The 15,859-nt window shown below is 64.4% G+C and carries 14 protein-coding genes; 8 read left to right on the top strand and 6 right to left on the bottom strand.

Translation table 11 applies throughout. The annotated features are described in order from the left end of the window. Positions 1-8: 8 nt before the first annotated feature. Both mfd and CH290_RS09090 read left to right on the top strand, forming a co-directional pair. Positions 9-3,647 carry a transcription-repair coupling factor gene (gene mfd, locus CH290_RS09085; protein WP_033190778.1) on the top strand — a complete coding sequence of 1,213 codons (3,639 nt, stop codon included), beginning with the start codon at positions 9-11 and terminating at the stop codon, positions 3,645-3,647. Continuing rightward, positions 3,647-4,558: a nucleoside triphosphate pyrophosphohydrolase gene (locus tag CH290_RS09090; RefSeq protein ID WP_020111372.1), complete on the top strand. Its 912-nt coding sequence runs from the start codon at positions 3,647-3,649 to the stop codon at positions 4,556-4,558. The genes mfd and CH290_RS09090 overlap by 1 nt, the downstream gene beginning before the upstream one ends. 151 nt (positions 4,559-4,709) lie before the next feature. Here CH290_RS09090 and CH290_RS09095 read toward each other — a convergent pair whose 3' ends face one another. From CH290_RS09095 to efeU, 6 genes are all read right to left on the bottom strand, one after another. Continuing rightward, entirely contained in the window at positions 4,710-5,351 is a 642-nt protein-coding gene (locus CH290_RS09095) for a dihydrofolate reductase family protein (RefSeq protein ID WP_033190779.1), read from the bottom strand. Between the two features lie 92 nt (positions 5,352-5,443). Next, positions 5,444-5,827, bottom strand: a complete 384-nt coding sequence (locus tag CH290_RS09100) for a hypothetical protein (protein ID WP_033190833.1) — start codon at positions 5,825-5,827, stop codon at positions 5,444-5,446. Between the two features lie 23 nt (positions 5,828-5,850). Then, positions 5,851-6,378, bottom strand: a complete 528-nt coding sequence (locus CH290_RS09105) for a DUF3558 domain-containing protein (RefSeq protein ID WP_033190780.1) — start codon at positions 6,376-6,378, stop codon at positions 5,851-5,853. A 135-nt stretch (positions 6,379-6,513) separates the two neighbouring features. After that, entirely contained in the window at positions 6,514-7,758 is a 1,245-nt protein-coding gene (gene efeB, locus CH290_RS09110; RefSeq protein WP_080748815.1) for an iron uptake transporter deferrochelatase/peroxidase subunit, read from the bottom strand. Continuing rightward, a complete protein-coding gene (gene efeO, locus CH290_RS09115) occupies positions 7,739-8,905 on the bottom strand; it encodes an iron uptake system protein EfeO (RefSeq protein ID WP_033190782.1) in 1,167 nt (388 codons plus the stop codon). Before efeO ends, efeB begins: the two co-directional genes overlap by 20 nt. After that, the gene (gene efeU / locus CH290_RS09120) at positions 8,902-9,759 is read right to left on the bottom strand and encodes an iron uptake transporter permease EfeU (protein WP_019664573.1); all 858 of its coding nucleotides are present in this window, start codon (positions 9,757-9,759) and stop codon (positions 8,902-8,904) included. The genes efeO and efeU overlap by 4 nt, the downstream gene beginning before the upstream one ends. A 151-nt stretch (positions 9,760-9,910) precedes the next feature. Between efeU and CH290_RS09125 the strand changes: the two genes are divergently transcribed. The 6 genes from CH290_RS09125 to CH290_RS09150 all read left to right on the top strand — a co-directional run bounded on the left by CH290_RS09125 (position 9,911) and on the right by CH290_RS09150 (position 15,851). Next, on the top strand, positions 9,911-10,636 hold the full coding sequence (locus CH290_RS09125) for a lytic transglycosylase domain-containing protein (protein WP_033190783.1): 726 nt from the start codon (positions 9,911-9,913) through the stop codon (positions 10,634-10,636). Positions 10,637-10,839: 203 nt separating this feature from the next. Beyond that, a complete protein-coding gene (gene eno, locus CH290_RS09130) occupies positions 10,840-12,126 on the top strand; it encodes a phosphopyruvate hydratase (RefSeq protein WP_020111364.1) in 1,287 nt (428 codons plus the stop codon). A 30-nt stretch (positions 12,127-12,156) separates the two neighbouring features. Next, the gene (locus CH290_RS09135) at positions 12,157-12,837 is read left to right on the top strand and encodes an FtsB family cell division protein (protein ID WP_230594178.1); all 681 of its coding nucleotides are present in this window, start codon (positions 12,157-12,159) and stop codon (positions 12,835-12,837) included. After that, positions 12,834-13,361, top strand: coding sequence for a DUF501 domain-containing protein (locus tag CH290_RS09140; RefSeq protein ID WP_033190784.1), 528 nt, complete (start codon positions 12,834-12,836; stop codon positions 13,359-13,361). Before CH290_RS09135 ends, CH290_RS09140 begins: the two co-directional genes overlap by 4 nt. Beyond that, positions 13,358-14,302, top strand: a complete 945-nt coding sequence (locus tag CH290_RS09145) for a Ppx/GppA phosphatase family protein (RefSeq protein ID WP_033190785.1) — start codon at positions 13,358-13,360, stop codon at positions 14,300-14,302. The genes CH290_RS09140 and CH290_RS09145 overlap by 4 nt, the downstream gene beginning before the upstream one ends. Before the next feature lie 118 nt (positions 14,303-14,420). Next, positions 14,421-15,851 carry a short-chain fatty acid transporter gene (locus CH290_RS09150; RefSeq protein WP_026347701.1) on the top strand — a complete coding sequence of 477 codons (1,431 nt, stop codon included), beginning with the start codon at positions 14,421-14,423 and terminating at the stop codon, positions 15,849-15,851. Positions 15,852-15,859 lie beyond the last annotated feature (8 nt).

Raw genomic sequence — 15,859 nt, forward strand, 5'->3', positions numbered from 1 at the left:
CCCCGCAGTTGTCTTCCGATTCTTCGCTTGCACTGTCGGGCCTCGCGCGCGTCGCGCTATCGGACTCCACGCTCGCCGCCTTGCGCGACGCCGTCGGAGCCGCGGAGCGCACCCTCGTCGCACCCAATTCGGTGCGGCCGTTCGTCGCATCCGCCATCGCCGAGCGAGCGCAGGTCCTCGTCGTCACCGCAACCGGCCGTGAGGCCGACGATCTGACGACGGAACTGAAACAGATTCTCGGCGACGCCGTCGCTCAGTTCCCGTCGTGGGAGACACTGCCGCACGAGCGGTTGTCCCCGAGTGCGGACACCGTCGGCCGACGGCTCGAGGTTTTGCGACGCCTGGCCCGGCCGGACGACAAGGACTACGGCCCGACGCTTCAGGTCATCGTCACCACCGTTCGCTCGCTCGTGCAGCCGATGGCGCCGGGGCTGGGGGAGATCGAACCCATCGGCTTGCGCGTCGGCGTCGAAATCGACTTCGACGGGCTCATCCACCGCCTCGTGGAACTGGCCTACACGCGCGTCGACATGGTCGGTAAGCGCGGTGAATTCGCCGTTCGCGGCGGTATTCTCGATATCTTCTCGCCGACGGCCGATCACCCCGTTCGCGTCGAATTCTGGGGCGACGAGGTCACCGAGCTGCGCGCCTTCTCGGTCGCGGACCAGCGGTCGCTCCCGGACGTCGACATTCAGTCGGTCATCGCGCCGCCGTGTCGTGAGCTGATTCTCACCGAGACCGTCCGTGACCGTGCGGCGGCGCTCGCTGCGGACAACCAGGCGGACGCAGCGCTGGTCGAGATGCTGGACAAGCTGTCCGCGGGTGTTCCCGTGGAAGGCATGGAGGCCCTGCTACCGCTGCTGCAACCCGGTGAGCTCCAGCTGCTCGCCGACGTATTGCCCGACGGCGCGCATGTCCTGCTGTGTGATCCGGAGCGAATCCGCACGCGTGCAACCGATCTGGTCCGTACCGGCCAAGAGTTCCTGGAAGCGTCGTGGACGGCCGCGTCGGTCGGCGGAGCGGCTCCGCTCGACGCGTCGACGGTCAACACCGACAGTCTCGGCGGAGTGAGCCTGGATCTCGGGGCGTCGGCGTACCGCTCGCTCAGGCAGATTCGTGAATCCGCACAGGCGCTGGGACGACCGTGGTGGACCATCAGTCCTCTCGCGTCCGGAAGCGAGGACGAGGTCGCACTCGTCGTCGAGTCGGTCCCGGAGGTCCGTGGCTCCGAGGAGTTGCTCGCCGGTGTGTTCGCGATGCTCCGCGCACACGTCTCGACGGGTGGGCGCGCGGTCATCGCCGTCGCCGGTGCAGGCACCGCCAACCGCATCATCGAGCGGCTCGGCGAAGCGGAAGTACCTGCGGCACATATCGAGTCGGGGTCCGAGCCGTTGCCGGACGTCGTCAGCGTCCTGTGTGGCACGTTGAACGAGGGACTGATCCTGCCCGACGCCCGGCTCGTGGTCGTCACCGAGAGCGACCTCACCGGAAACCGCGTCGCTGCCACCGAAGGGCGAAAGCTACCGGCGAAGAGGCGAAATCAAGTCGATCCGCTCGCTCTCGTGGCCGGCGACAGCGTCGTGCACGATCAGCACGGCATCGGACGATTCGTGGAGATGATCGAGCGCACCGTCGGCGGTGCACGACGCGAATACCTCGTCATCGAGTACGCACCCAGCAAACGCGGTCAGCCCGGCGACCGATTGTTCGTGCCGATGGATTCGCTGGATCAGCTCTCGCGCTATGTCGGTGGCGAATTGCCGTCGCTCAGCAAGCTCGGCGGATCCGACTGGGCGAACACCAAACGAAAGGCGCGCAAGGCGGTTCGTGAGATCGCCGGCGAGCTCGTGCAGTTGTACGCGGCGCGTCAGGCGGCGCCGGGCCACGCGTTCGGTCCGGACACCCCGTGGCAGCGTGAGATGGAAGACGCGTTCGGGTTCACCGAGACCATGGACCAGATGACCGCGATCACCGACGTCAAGGCGGACATGGAGAAGGCAGTTCCGATGGACCGCGTAATCCTCGGCGACGTCGGCTACGGCAAGACGGAAATCGCCGTCCGCGCCGCGTTCAAAGCAGTTCAGGACGGCAAGCAGGTGGCGGTACTCGTGCCGACAACGCTGCTGGCACAGCAACATCTGCAGACGTTCACCGCACGAATGGCCGCGTTCCCCGTGACGGTCAAGGGGCTCTCTCGCTTCACCCACGGCGCCGAGTCGAAAGAGGTCATGGCCGGTCTGGCCGACGGAACCGTCGACGTCGTCGTCGGCACGCACCGCCTGTTGCAGACGGGTGTCGTGTGGAAGGATCTCGGCCTCATCGTCGTCGACGAGGAACAGCGGTTCGGCGTCGAGCACAAGGAGCACATCAAGTCGCTCCGCACCCACGTGGACGTGCTGACGATGTCCGCGACGCCGATCCCTCGTACGTTGGAGATGAGCCTCGCTGGGATTCGCGAGATGTCGACCATCCTCACTCCACCCGAGGAGCGCCATCCGGTTCTGACCTACGTCGGCGCGTACAACGACAAGCAGGTCGCGGCTGCGATTCGACGCGAACTGCTGCGCGACGGCCAGGTGTTCTTCGTGCACAACCGTGTCAGTTCGATCGACAAGGCCGCGAAGCGAATTCGTGATCTCGTTCCGGAAGCGCGCGTCACCACGGCGCACGGTCAGATGAACGAGGAGACCCTCGAACGCACGGTGCAGGGCTTCTGGGAACGCGAAACCGACGTGCTGGTGTGTACCACCATCATCGAGACGGGTCTCGACATCTCCAACGCCAACACGCTGATCGTCGAGCGCAGTGATTCGCTCGGCCTGTCTCAGCTCCACCAGCTGCGTGGACGCGTCGGACGTAGCCGCGAGCGTGGTTACGCGTACTTCCTGTACCCGGCGGAGAAGCCGCTCACCGAAACTGCCTACGACAGGCTGTCCACCATCTCGCAGAACTCCGACCTCGGTGCCGGTATGGCCGTCGCCATGAAAGACCTCGAAATCCGCGGCGCCGGAAACGTTCTGGGCGCCGAACAGTCCGGCCACGTCGCCGGCGTCGGATTCGATCTGTACGTGCGGTTGGTCGGCGAAGCCGTGGAAGCGTACCGGGCAGCCGCCGACGGCAAACCGATCTCCACCGACGAAGCGCCGAAGGAAGTGCGCATCGACCTGCCCGTCGACGCACACATTCCGCCGGACTACGTCACCAGCGACCGGTTGCGGCTCGAAGCGTACCGAAAGCTGGCTGCTGCAACGGATTCCGACTCGATCAACGCGGTGCTGGACGAGCTCGTCGACCGCTACGGCCCACTTCCCGAGGAAGTGGGACGCCTGGTGTCCGTCGCGAAGCTTCGTTTGATCGCGAAGGAGTACGGGCTCACGGACGTCAACGTTGCGGGCACCCAGGTCAAGCTGGCGCCGATGGATCTGCCCGATTCCAAGCAGATCCGACTCAAGCGGCTCTACCCCAACGCCGCGTACCGCGCCACCACCGGTGTGGTGCAGACGCCCCTGCCACGCGTGGAAGGCGGCGGCGTCGGTGCTGCGCGAGTGCGGGACGTCGAGTTGGTCCAGTACATCGCCGACCTCATACTGTCACTCGACGGTAAACCGTCCAGGTCGGTGTTGCTGGAGCAGACTGTGGGGGTGTGATGACGGTAGTGCTGCTGGATCCCGTTCGCCCGACGATGGTCCCGGCCGAGGCCGTGGAATTCCTCAACGGAATCGTCGAGTTCACCGAGGAGGTTCCGGTGCGCACCCGGTGGCTGTTCTCGGGTACCGCGCACGCCGACGGCTCCGCCGAGGTCCTCGTCAGCACCGACCCGTCGAACCCGGATGTGCAGCAGCGCATTCGGCGCGGTGACCGCGTGATCTCGTCACCCAAGCTGCCTGGTGACGACCTTATCGCTGCCGTACTTCTGATGGACCGCCTTCGGGTCCGCGGTGGGTGGGAAGCTCAGCAGACACACGCGTCGTTGAGCGGTTACCTGCTGGAAGAGACGTACGAGCTCCTCGACGCCATCCACAGCGGCAACCTCGAGGACCTGAAAGAGGAACTCGGCGACATCCTGCTGCAGGTGCTGTTTCATTCTCGGATCGCGCAGGACGCGTCGGAAAATGCATTCGACGTCGACGACGTAGCAGCGGGTCTTGTACGAAAGCTGACTCACCGAACCCCGCACCTCGACGACGGATCGACCGGCCCGATCGACATCGCTGTGCAGGAGAAAGCGTGGGAGGAGAAGAAGGCAGCCGAGAAAGCCCGCGGTTCCTGCCTGGACGGCGTCGCACTCTCCCAACCCGCACTGGCATTGGCCCAGAAAGTCGTCGCGCGGGCGAGCAAAGCTGGACTTCCCGACGAGCTGATTCCCGACGAACTTCGCGTCGTACACATCGGCCTCGACCACAGTCACGGCGGCGAAAGCGCCGAGGACTTGTTGCGGCGCAACGTCTTGCGTTTCGCCGACCGAATCCGCGACGCCGAAAAATCCGCCAAGGTCCACGGCGCAGTCCCCGGCAAACTCACCGCCATCGAGTGGATCGAGAACTGGGGTAGGCGGTAGGTCCGCCTCCTTTGGCGCACGAATGGGCCCTGCTAGCTACCGGTACGCATGAATGTGACATCCAAGCGATGAGGGGCTGGTCGGCCGGTTTTCCGGAGCGAATGTGACGTTCGGTCAATGCTGCGCGCCTGGGCGTGCGTCTGCGATGAGGCTACTTACGCCAGAACAGATGATGTGTGACGCCGCTGGGGCTTGGCACTGATTCGTGTTCGAATCGGTCGTCGAGTTCGTCCGGTGACTCCCATAGTTTCAGGCCCGACCCGAACTCGATCGGAGCGACAGCAACGTGCAGTGCGTCGACGAGATCGGCGTCCAAGAACTCTCGGATCGTTGTGACGCCGCCGCCGAGACGTACGTCCTTACCGTCGGCCGCCTGCTTGGCTCTGTCCAACACATCTGCCGGCGAACTGTCGACGAAGTGAAAGGTTGTGTCGGAGAGTTGGATCGAGGGGCGCTTGTGGTGTGTGAGTACGAACACCGGGGTGTGGAACGGTGGCTCATCACCCCACCACCCCTCCCATTCGTGGTCCGTCCACGGCCCGCGTTGAGGTCCGAACTTGTTCCGGCCCATGATCTCGGCGCCGATGTTGTTCGAGAAATCGCGGGCGAAGTAGTCGTCCAAGCCCCGGGACCCACTGGAACCGGCGTTGCCCGGAAAACTTGCCGTGGCGAAGAACCACTTCATCAACGTCAGATGGTCGAGACCGAACGGGTTCTCGAGGCTCTGGTCGACGCCTGCGGCGACCCCGTCGGCTGAGATGGTGAAATTCTGTACCCGCAGTAGCTGTGCCATGTGTCTCCCCGCATCGAAGGTGCCGTTTCGGAGTGTAGACCCGGCATCCGCGCAAACTTCATCGCCGACGACGGCGAGGCCTGGCCGGTGGATCAGTTGGGGAACGTCTGCGCGACGTCGGATGCAGTAGCCGCATCGGTATCCGAGTACTGATCGAAGAACTTCTGGAACACCGCCTGCATTTCCCTCACCACTTGAATGTGGCTGTCGATGACACCGACCATGCTGTTCTGTCCGCCCACCGCTTTCTCGGACAGAATTTGTGCAAACTGTTTGCCCATCTCGAAGTCGCCGTATCCATCGACCTTTGCCAGCAGTGACGCAGACTCCTTATGAATGTCCAGCTTGTTCAAATATTGTTGGCACGCTCGGTCGCATTCTCTTGCTGTGTTTTCGTCGAGGTAGAGCTGGCCGGAATCAGCGGCCAGCGCCAAGCCCTGCCAGTAGGTCAGAGCAGGCGTTGGTTCAGGCGACATGGTCACTCCTTATGTTGGGGATCTCATGATTGGGGAAACGACTCTGCGATAGCTCGAGTGTGGCGAGTGACGATCTCGCATAGGTCACCCTCTTGGTCACGCGACCCTTTGCGCATAGCGGTGAACACCGCAACCCCACTCTGGGTATCGAACGCGACGTCACACGCGGTTTCGGCGGACGAGACGCTGGAATCATAGGTCACGGCTTCGCGACCCGACAGAACAAGCGGCGCGAAGTTCGCGTTGTCGGGATTTTCTCTGACGTCGTCCAGGGTATGGACGGGAGAGAACAGGGAAGAGTAGCTGTACCAGTCGCGGCCCGCTGGGCCCTGCCAACTGCAGATGGTCCAGCCCGGGGTGGTGTATCCCCTGTCTGCCATGGATTCTCTTGATGCTGGGTCGAGGCCTGCGGCGGTGATGGTGGTGTCGGGGATGGTGCAGGGGTCGAAGGTCTGGTCGGAGGGGGAGTCGGCGACGGCGTCGCCGGTGATGTCGGTGGAGCAGCCCACCAGCAGTGCGACGCTGATCGCCGTCAGACAGGCCTTACGCATAACTTCCCCCTCGCAGAAATCACGTCGTCAGGTTAGACGCGCGCGAGGTCGGATCGGTTCCACTTCGGTAGAAGACGTTCTCGTCGAGCGGCTTGGATGCGCCACGCAGGCTGTCTGCTCGCATGAATGAACCATTCATGCGAAGAGGGTAGACCCCCAGAATTCCGATTCACCCAATCCGGGCGGGCAGGCGAAGACGGCGGAGCCGACGTGTTGGATGTATTCGTTCAGTAGGTCTTTGCGGGCCAGGGCCAGCTGCATGGGCACGAACTGCTCGAGTGGGTCTCGGCAGTACGCAATGAAGAACAGTCCTGCGTCCAGGTGACCGAATCCGTCGGAGCCGTCGGTGAAGTTGTAACCGCGCCTGAGGATTTGGATGCCGTCGAGGTTCTCCTTCGAGGCGAGACGCACGTGGGCGTCGGAGTCGATCAGCAATCCTTCAGGACCTTTGGAATCGAGGTCGAGGGCGTCGAATTCGTCTTTCAGGCCCAGGGGCGCGCCGGTTCCCTTGCTGCGCCCGATGACTCGTTCCTGCTCCTTCAGCGTGGTCCGATCCCAGGATTCGATCAGCATGCGGATTCGACGCGCAACCAGGTACGAGCCTCCGGCCATCCATGGTTGATCGTCGTCTTCCCCGACCCAGATGTAATCGTCGAGCAGTTCGGGATCCTCGGCTTTGAGGTTGGCCGTTCCGTCTTTGAATCCGAACAGATTTCGTGGTGTCGCCTGGGTGGTCGACGTCGACGACGTGCGCCCGAATCCGAGTTGGGACCACTTGACTGACACGGTGCCGAATCCGACGCGTGCGAGGTTGCGGATGGCGTGGACTGCGACCTGCGGGTCGTTGGCGCAGGCCTGGATGCAGAGGTCGCCGCCGGAGCGGCGTTCGTCGAGATTGTCGGCGGGAAAGTGCTGCAGGTCGGCCAGAGACGTCGGCTTGAGATCCGCAAGCCCGAAGCGGGTGAACAGTCCGGGCCCGAATCCGATCGTCAGCGTCAACGACGACGCGGACAACCCCAATGCCTCACCGGTGTCCGACGGCGGGCGGTACTCACCTGCGCCGACGGCGCCACCGTCGAATGTTTCTTCGCCCCGGGTGAGCCGCTCCGCCATGAGCGTCCACTTCTGGAGCAGCGCAACGAATTCGTCGCGTGACTCGGTGGTGATGTCGAATGCGACGAAGTGCATGCGGTCCTGTGCCGGAGTGACGATGCCGGCCTGGTGCGCTCCGCGAAATTCCACGATGTCCGACGCGTGGTCCTCGTCCGACTCCGCGCATGCGGCAACGGCTCCCGTCCCGACGAGGGCCGCGCCCACCCCGACGGCGCCGAACAGGCGCCGCCGAGAGAAGCGAGAAGTATTACTGTCCGGCAACGACACCCTGTACCTGACTTACCTCGGCGGACAGTGCGTCGATCTTGTTGGAGAGTTCCTGACGCTGGGGTTCGGTGACGGTGTCGTAGAAGACGAAGCCGTCGCCCTGGCGGTACTCGGCCAGTTCGGCGTCGAGCTCGGCGAAGCGTGCATCGATGGCCGATCCCAGCTCTGCGTCGTTCTGATCGATGATCGGACGCACTGCGGCAACTGCTGCCTGGGAGCCGTCGACGTTCGCCTGGAAGTCCCACAGGTCGGTGTGCGAGAAGAAGTCTTCCTCGCCGCTGATCTTGGTCTTGGCGACCTCGTCGAGCAGTCCCTGGGCGCCACCTGCGACCTGAATGGGGTCGATGGTGAAGTCCTCGGCCTTGACCTTCTCGGCGAGTTCTGCGACGTCGGCCTGAAGCTGATCGGCCATCTGGTTCGTATCGGGCTGCAGCCCCTGCTCCCAGAGATCTTTCTCGATGCGGTGGAAGCCGGTCCAGGTGTCACCGGGCTCGACGTCCGGTTCACGCAGATCGATGCGCGGGTCGAGGTCGTCGGGGAACGCTTCGGCAACCGGTTCGATTCGCTCGTAGTAGCTACGGGTGACGGGGAACTGGGCCTTCGCGGCTTCGATGTCGCCGGACTTCACGGCGGCGACGAACGATGCCGTGGTCTCCTGGAGCGCGTCGACCTGGCTGACGACGTATCGCTTGTAGCCGGTTGCGGCCTCGTCGAGCAGTCCATTCTCGTCGGCCTGACGCACGGCGTCGCCGGAGACGACGAAGTCTGCGCGGATTCCGTCGCCGACCATTCCTGCCTTGCAGGCGGTTTGGTAGGTGCCGGGGTCGGGCAGGGCGACGATGAGCTGACGCGTCAGGCCCGGTCCGATGTTCTCGACCTCGCCCATGACACGGTCGCCTTCGCCGTAGACGTAGAACTCGGTGACCTTGGTTCCGTTGTTCGTGATCTGGAACGTCGAGTTGCCGGTCGTTCCTTCGGACGTCGCGACATCGCACGTGGTGTCGGTGGCGGCGACCGCGATGTCGCCGGAACCGGACTCGGATCCGCCGTCGGACGACGATTTCTCGGTGCAGCCGGCGAGAGCGAGCGGCAGAGCCGCGAGTGCGGCCAGCGCAAAGGTGGTACGGCGCAAGGGAGTGCCTTTCATGAGGTGACTGCGGGTTCGGGTACGCGAACCGGCCGAAGGAACAGGTAGAGAACGACAGCGAGGTAGAGCACCCATCCGGTGACCTGCAGGACGGTGGGTTCGGGTCGGAAGTTGAAGATGCCGGCGAGGACGGTGCCGTACCAACTGGACGCGTCGAACTGTGCGGTGATGTCGAAGGCCGTCGAACCTCCGCCGGGCAGAATCCCGCCGATCTGCAGTGCACGGATTCCGTACGCGAGAATGCCTGCCGCGACGACGATCAGGAAGATGCCGGTGTATTTGAAGAACACCGCGAAATTGATGCGGATGGCGCCGAAGTACAGCAGAACCGTCAGTCCGGCCGCGGCGACGATTCCCAGCAGAAGTCCCAGCAGCGGCCACGAACTGCCGCCCGTGTTCTCCGCGTATCCGACCATCAGCAACGCAGTTTCGACGCCTTCGCGTCCGACGGCGAAGAACGACAGCGCCAGGACCGCGAGTGGTCCGACGGTCAACGCTCGCTCCATGCCGGAGCGGAGTTCGCCGGAGATGTCTTTGGCAGCGGTGCGCATCCACAGCACCATCGCGGTGACGATGCCGACGGCGACCAGCGAGGCGGCTCCGGCGATGATCTCCGCGGTCAGTCCGGTGACCGTCGACGTTCCGTAGTGAATGACGAAAAAGATCGCTGCCACCATGGCAACAGCCAGCCCGACTCCCAACCAGACCCACTTCAACGCGTCGCGCCGCTCGGCCTTGACGAGGAAAGCGACCAGGATCATGACGACGATGCCCGTTTCCAGGCCTTCTCGGAGGCCGATCAACCCGCTTCCGAACATTTGGGTGGCGATGGGCGGAGCGGCTAGGACGGACACGTTCGGTGCTCCTGAAGCGTTGCGAGAAAGGGTAGGGAACCCTCATGTGGTTGAGAGCAACATACACCCTCGTGCATATTGGAAAACGCCTTTGACCTGCGCATACTCGGCGCTTTAGGTTTCTATTACTTTTCGTGTGCAGGATGGACCTGTGAAGAAGCGAGTGGCCTACGTCGTTGCTGTGGTCGCGGTGGGTCTGTTGGCTGCGGCGTGCGGCTCGTCGGAACCGCCGCGTGCGATTCCCGAAGGCATTCCTCCCGGAGCGGGAACGCCGGTGCCCGAGATCGACTTCAACGCACAGGGGAGAACGGCGGACCTCCTGCTCGATTGGGCGGAGCCCCAGGCCGACGCCATGAACATCTCGGTTCCGGCGTTGGCGGCCTACGGTCACGCCGCCGCGATCATGTCCGACACGGCACCCGGCTGCGGCATCGCCTGGACGACGCTCGCCGGAATCGGCTACATCGAAAGTCGCCACGGCACGTACCAGGGCTCGTCCGTCGCCCCCGACGGTCTGGTGTCGCCCGCGATTCGCGGCATCCCATTGGACGGCGGCCCGGGCGTCGCCGAAATTCCCGACACCGATGGTGGCCAACTCGACGGCGATCCGGTGCATGACCGCGCGATGGGCCCGATGCAGTTCATTCCCGAGACCTGGAAGAAATGGGGCGTCGACGCCAACGGTGACGGAATCGCCGATCCCGACAACCTCGACGACGCAGCTCTGACCGCAGCTCGCTACCTCTGCGCGCGCGGAGGTGATCTGCGTACTGCGGAAGGGTGGGAGCGCGCGCTCATGGCCTACAACCAGTCCGGTGTCTATCTCCGAGACGTCCGCGACGCTGCAGCCGCCTATTCAGTCGGCACCACTGCGTGACTCCGCAGGCTCCGCTCCTGACTTTCCCTGGTCACTCCGCAGGCTCCGCTCCTGACTTTCCCTGGTCACTCCGCAGGCTCCGCTCCTGACTTTCCCTGGTCACTCCGCAGGCTCCGCTCCTGTGCGTCGCGGGGAGGTCAGGCGAGCGGCTAGTCTGACACCCGGCACTTACCCGCCCGCCCCCGTTACAAGGAGAAGCATTCGTGGCCATCATTGAGCAGGTCGGAGCTCGCGAGATTCTCGACTCCCGTGGCAACCCCACGGTCGAGGTCGAGGTCGCACTGGACGACGGAACACTGACCCGCGCAGCGGTTCCTTCCGGAGCGTCCACCGGTGAGCACGAGGCAGTCGAGCTTCGTGACGGCGGCGAGCGTTACGGCGGCAAGGGCGTCGAGAAGGCTGTCAACGCTGTTCTCGACGAGATCGCACCGGCTGTCATCGGCCTCGACGCCATCGAGCAGCGGGCCGTCGACCAGGCTCTTCTCGATCTCGACGGCACCCCGAGCAAGGCGCGTCTCGGCGCGAACTCGCTGCTCGGTGTTTCCCTCGCGGTGGCGAAGGCGGCTGCGGAGTCCGCTGGACTCGAGCTGTTCCGTTACCTCGGCGGACCGAACGCACACATCCTTCCCGTACCGATGATGAACATCATCAACGGTGGCGCGCACGCGGACAGTGGCGTCGACGTCCAGGAGTTCATGATCGCGCCCATCGGTGCGCCGACCTTCAAGGAATCCCTGCGCTGGGGTGCCGAGGTCTACCACTCCCTCAAGTCGGTTCTGAAGGCCAAGGGCCTGTCGACGGGCCTCGGGGACGAGGGTGGCTTCGCGCCCGACCTGGCCGGAACCAAGGAAGCGCTCGACCTCATTCTCGACGCCATCGCCAAGACCGGCCTCAAGCCCGGACAGGATGTGGCGCTCGCACTCGACGTCGCAGCCACCGAGTTCTACACCGCAGGCACCGGCTACGCCTTCGAGCGCGCTACCAAGTCCGCCGAGGAGCTGTCGGCGTTCTACGGCGAACTCGTCGACGCCTACCCGCTCGTCTCCATCGAGGATCCGCTGGACGAGAACGACTGGGACGGCTGGGTTGCCCTCACCGAGGCCATCGGTGACAAGGTGCAGCTCGTCGGCGACGACCTCTTCGTCACCAACCCGGAGCGTCTCGAGGACGGCATCGTCAAGGGTGCGGCCAACGCGCTGCTGGTGAAGGTCAACCAGATCGGCACGCTCACCGAGACCCTCGACGCCGTCGACCTCGCGCACCGCAACGGCTACAAGACGATGATGAGCCACCGGTCCGGCGAGACCGAGGACACCACCATCGCGGACCTGGCGGTTGCCGTCGGCAGCGGTCAGATCAAGACGGGTGCGCCCGCACGTTCCGAGCGCGTCGCGAAGTACAACCAGTTGCTGAGAATCGAAGAAGCTCTGGGTGACGCGGCGCGTTACTCGGGTGAGCTGGCTTTCCCCCGGTTCAATTACGAGGGATAGTTTTCAGCTCGACTCGACGAGGGTGATTGCATGGCGGCACGACGAGGAAGATCCGGGACAAGCCCAGGTGGGCGTGATCCCCGGCCTCGTGGTCGCTCTGCATCCCGGGGCCGGACGTCCGGAGCTGCGTCGGGAGACGAGCGCAGCTCCGGTCAGCCGGCGCCGGAGCCGTCCGATCAGGCGCGTGACGCCGTGGTCGGCGGCAAAGCAGCTCCCCGACGGGTAGGCGCGCGGGCTTCGTCCGGCGGTGAGCGCACGTTTCTCGGCCTGTCGACGGCCAAGGCCGTGGTCCTCGCCGTCGTCGTGTGCGCGTTGGCGTTGACGCTCGCGATGCCGCTGCGCACCTACTTCTCGCAGCGCGCCGAGCTCGAGCAGGTTCTCGCCGAGCGCACCGGACTCGAGCAGGACGTCAAGGACCTGGAGCTCGAGAAAACGCAATTGAACGACCCGACGCGCATCGCAGCCAATGCGAAGTCCAGGCTCCGCTGGGTGATGCCGGGGGAGACGCCGTACACGGTGCAGTTGCCGGGGGACGTCGGTCCGCCGGTGGACGACGTGGAAACCACCAAGCAATCCGAAGGCCCGTGGTACCGGGACCTGTGGGAGTCCGCGGTGCAACCGCAGGGGCCCGTGGAGGAACAAGAAGTGGTGCCGGATCGGGCTGTTTTGCCCGAGCCTGCACCGGACATCGAAGGAGGACCGGTCGGGTGAGCTCGGCAGTCTCGAAGGAAGATCTCGACGCCGTAGCGGCTCAACTCGGACGCGAACCCCGCGGTGTTCTCGCCATCGCGTATCGATCCCCGGACGGTAGGCCCGGTGTGGTGAAAACTGCCCCCAAGCTGCCCGACGGCACCCCGTTCCCCACCCTGTTCTATCTGACGGATCCGCGCTTGACTGCTGAGGCCAGCCGTCAGGAATCGGCGGGCGTGATGCGAGAGATGACTCTTCGGTTGTCCGAGGACGAGGAACTGGCCGCCGGATATCGGCGCGCGCACGAGTCCTACCTGGCCGAGCGCAACGACATCGAATCTCTCGGAACCGATTTCACCGGCGGAGGTATGCCGGATCGGGTCAAGTGCCTGCACGTGTTGATCGCTCACTCCCTCGCCAAGGGCCCGGGCGTCAACCCACTCGGTGACGAGTCGGTGGCGCTCGCCGCCGAGACCTCGTTGCGCGGCACAGCAATTCCGGCCGACTGGCCGACCATCGCCGAACTTCGCGGAGAGACTTCATGACTCGGGTAGCAGCCATCGATTGCGGCACCAATTCCATCCGCCTCCTCGTTGCGGACATCAAAGACGGTGTTCTGACGGATGTTGCGCGGGAGATGCGCGTCGTGCGCCTCGGCCAAGGCGTCGACGCGACGGGTTCCTTTGCGCCCGAGGCGATCGAACGCACCCGCGTCGCGCTCGAGGAATACGCTGGCATCATTCGCGAAGCCGGTGCGTCGGCGCTGCGCATGGTCGCGACATCCGCCACCCGCGACGCCGCGAACCGCGACGACTTCTTCACGATGACGCGAGAGATCCTGGATCCCATCGTGCCCGGTTCGGTCGCCGAGGTCATCACCGGTGACGAGGAAGCACGGCTGTCCTTCGCCGGTGCCGTCGGCGAACTCGACGCCAAGGGTGCACCGTTCGTCGTCGTCGACCTCGGCGGCGGGTCCACCGAACTCGTTCTGGGTGATCGCAAGGGTGTGCGTGCGGCATTTTCCGCCAACATCGGGTGCGTCCGTCTGACCGAGCGTTTTCTGCACTCCGATCCGCCCACCGCCGACGAGATCGCCGGAGCTCGCGCGTACGCCCGCGAGAAGTTGGAGGACGCGTTCGAGGACGTCAACATCGGCGAGGCCTCTAGTTGGGTCGGCGTCGCGGGCACCATGACCACCATCGCAGCCATCGCTGCAGGGCTGCAGGAGTACGACGCGGACAAGGTCCACCTGACGCGTGTGTCCTTCGGGGACCTGTTCGACGTGTGCGACCGTCTGATCGGAATGACTCGCGCAGACCGAGCGGCGTTGGGGCCCATGCACCCCGGACGGGTCGACGTCATCGGTGGCGGTGCCATCGTGACCAGTGTTCTGGCCGAAGAGTTCGAGCGTCGCGGCGCCGTCAGCACCCTAGTGGTCAGTGAACACGACATTCTCGACGGCATCGCCCTGTCCGTGAAGGCGTAGTTCTGCAGATTCGCAGGTAGTACCTGCGGCGATGCTCCTTGCATCGGTGTCCGGTTCGGTGAACTCTGTGACGTGCGACACGCACGCGCAGGGGACTACGCCGAAACGAGGATCATCGATGACGACGACGCAGGCACCCGCAGAGAAGGGCCTGGCACGGCTCGCGCAAGGATTGGCCCGAGCAACCGAGAAATGGTTCCCCGACGCCTACATCTTCGCTTTGGTGGGCGTTGTCGTCGTCGCGGTGGCGGCGTTCGCGAACGGGTCGTCGCCGCAGAACGTCGTCGACGCCTTCGGTGGGGGTTTCTGGGATCTGACGGCGTTCACCCTGCAGATGGCGATGGTGGTGCTCACCGGGTACGTCGTTGCGACGTCGCCCCCGGTGGCGCGGCTGATCACCCGTCTGGCGCTACTGCCTCGTTCACCCAGCAGCGCAGTGAGTTTCGTGGCTCTGCTTTCCTGTACGGTGTCGTTTCTGAACTGGGGATTGAGTTTGGTCTTCAGCGGTTTGCTCGCTCGCGCGATCGCGCGACGGTCGGACATGCAGGCCGACTATCGGGCTCTCGGCGCCGCGGCCTTCATGGGGCTCGGTGCGGTGTGGGCGCTCGGAATGTCCTCGTCCGCGGCACAATTGCAGGCAACTGCGAGTTCCCTGCCCGGACCGCTGCTGCAGATCACCGGTGTTCTCGATTTCGGCAAGACCATCTTCACGTGGCAGTCGTTGGTGACCTGTTTGATCATCACGGTGATCACCGTCGTCATAGCGCATCTGTCCGCACCGAAGGGCGCGGCGATCAAGACTGCAGAGAGCATGGGCGTCGATCTCGACGACACGATCGACGAGCCGGCTCCGCGGTCGCGTCCCGGCGAGTGGCTCGAGTACAGTCGGGTCCTTCCGTTGCTGATCGGTGCAATGACGCTGGGATGGCTTGTGTCGCAGCTACTGACGTTGCCGGTGCTGTCGGTGGTGTCGAGCCTGAACGGCTATCTTCTGGTTTTTCTGATCCTCGGTCTCGTCCTGCACGGAACGCCCAGAAGGTTTCTCGACGCAGTGTCCAAAGCAGTGCCGGCCACCGCGGGCATACTCGTTCAATTCCCGCTGTACGCGGCGATGGCTGCCATTCTGGTCGAGGCCGAGGGACGGGGAGGCGTCACGATCTCCGAGCACCTCGCGAACTTCTTCACCGACATCGGTAGCGGCGGCGGCTTTGCTGTCGTCATCGCGATCTACACCGTGATCCTCGGGCTGTTCGTGCCCTCCGGCGGAGGTAAATGGCTGGTCGAAGCGCCCTACGTCATGCAATCGGCTACCGACGTGCAGATGAACCTTGGCTGGACCGTCCAGATCTACAACGTCGCCGAGGCACTGCCGAACCTCATCAACCCGTTCTTCATGCTTCCGCTGCTCGCCGTACTGGGCCTGCGGGCCCGCGATCTCATCGGATTCACGTTCCTGCAGTTCATCTTCCACTTCCCGGTCGTCCTGCTGCTGGTGTGGCTCCTGGGCATGACCTTCGACTTCGTGCCACCGGTCATCCCCGCCCAGTAGCGGACCGA

Source organism: Rhodococcus sp. 06-156-4 (assembly GCF_002259345.1).
Taxonomy (GTDB): domain Bacteria; phylum Actinomycetota; class Actinomycetes; order Mycobacteriales; family Mycobacteriaceae; genus Rhodococcoides; species Rhodococcoides fascians_E.

Bases quoted from the DNA above. Each gene is read 5' to 3' on its own strand.
- CH290_RS09145 (WP_033190785.1), top strand. From the start codon at position 13,358: ATGACTCGGGTAGCAGCCATCGATTGCGGCACCAATTCCATCCGCCTC.
- CH290_RS09090 (WP_020111372.1), top strand. From the start codon at position 3,647: ATGACGGTAGTGCTGCTGGATCCCGTTCGCCCGACGATGGTCCCGGCC.
- CH290_RS09150 (WP_026347701.1), top strand. From the start codon at position 14,421: ATGACGACGACGCAGGCACCCGCAGAGAAGGGCCTGGCACGGCTCGCG.
- CH290_RS09095 (WP_033190779.1), bottom strand. From the start codon at position 5,351: ATGGCACAGCTACTGCGGGTACAGAATTTCACCATCTCAGCCGACGGG.
- CH290_RS09100 (WP_033190833.1), bottom strand. From the start codon at position 5,827: ATGTCGCCTGAACCAACGCCTGCTCTGACCTACTGGCAGGGCTTGGCG.
- CH290_RS09135 (WP_230594178.1), top strand. From the start codon at position 12,157: ATGGCGGCACGACGAGGAAGATCCGGGACAAGCCCAGGTGGGCGTGAT.
- CH290_RS09105 (WP_033190780.1), bottom strand. From the start codon at position 6,378: ATGCGTAAGGCCTGTCTGACGGCGATCAGCGTCGCACTGCTGGTGGGC.
- efeO (WP_033190782.1), bottom strand. From the start codon at position 8,905: ATGAAAGGCACTCCCTTGCGCCGTACCACCTTTGCGCTGGCCGCACTC.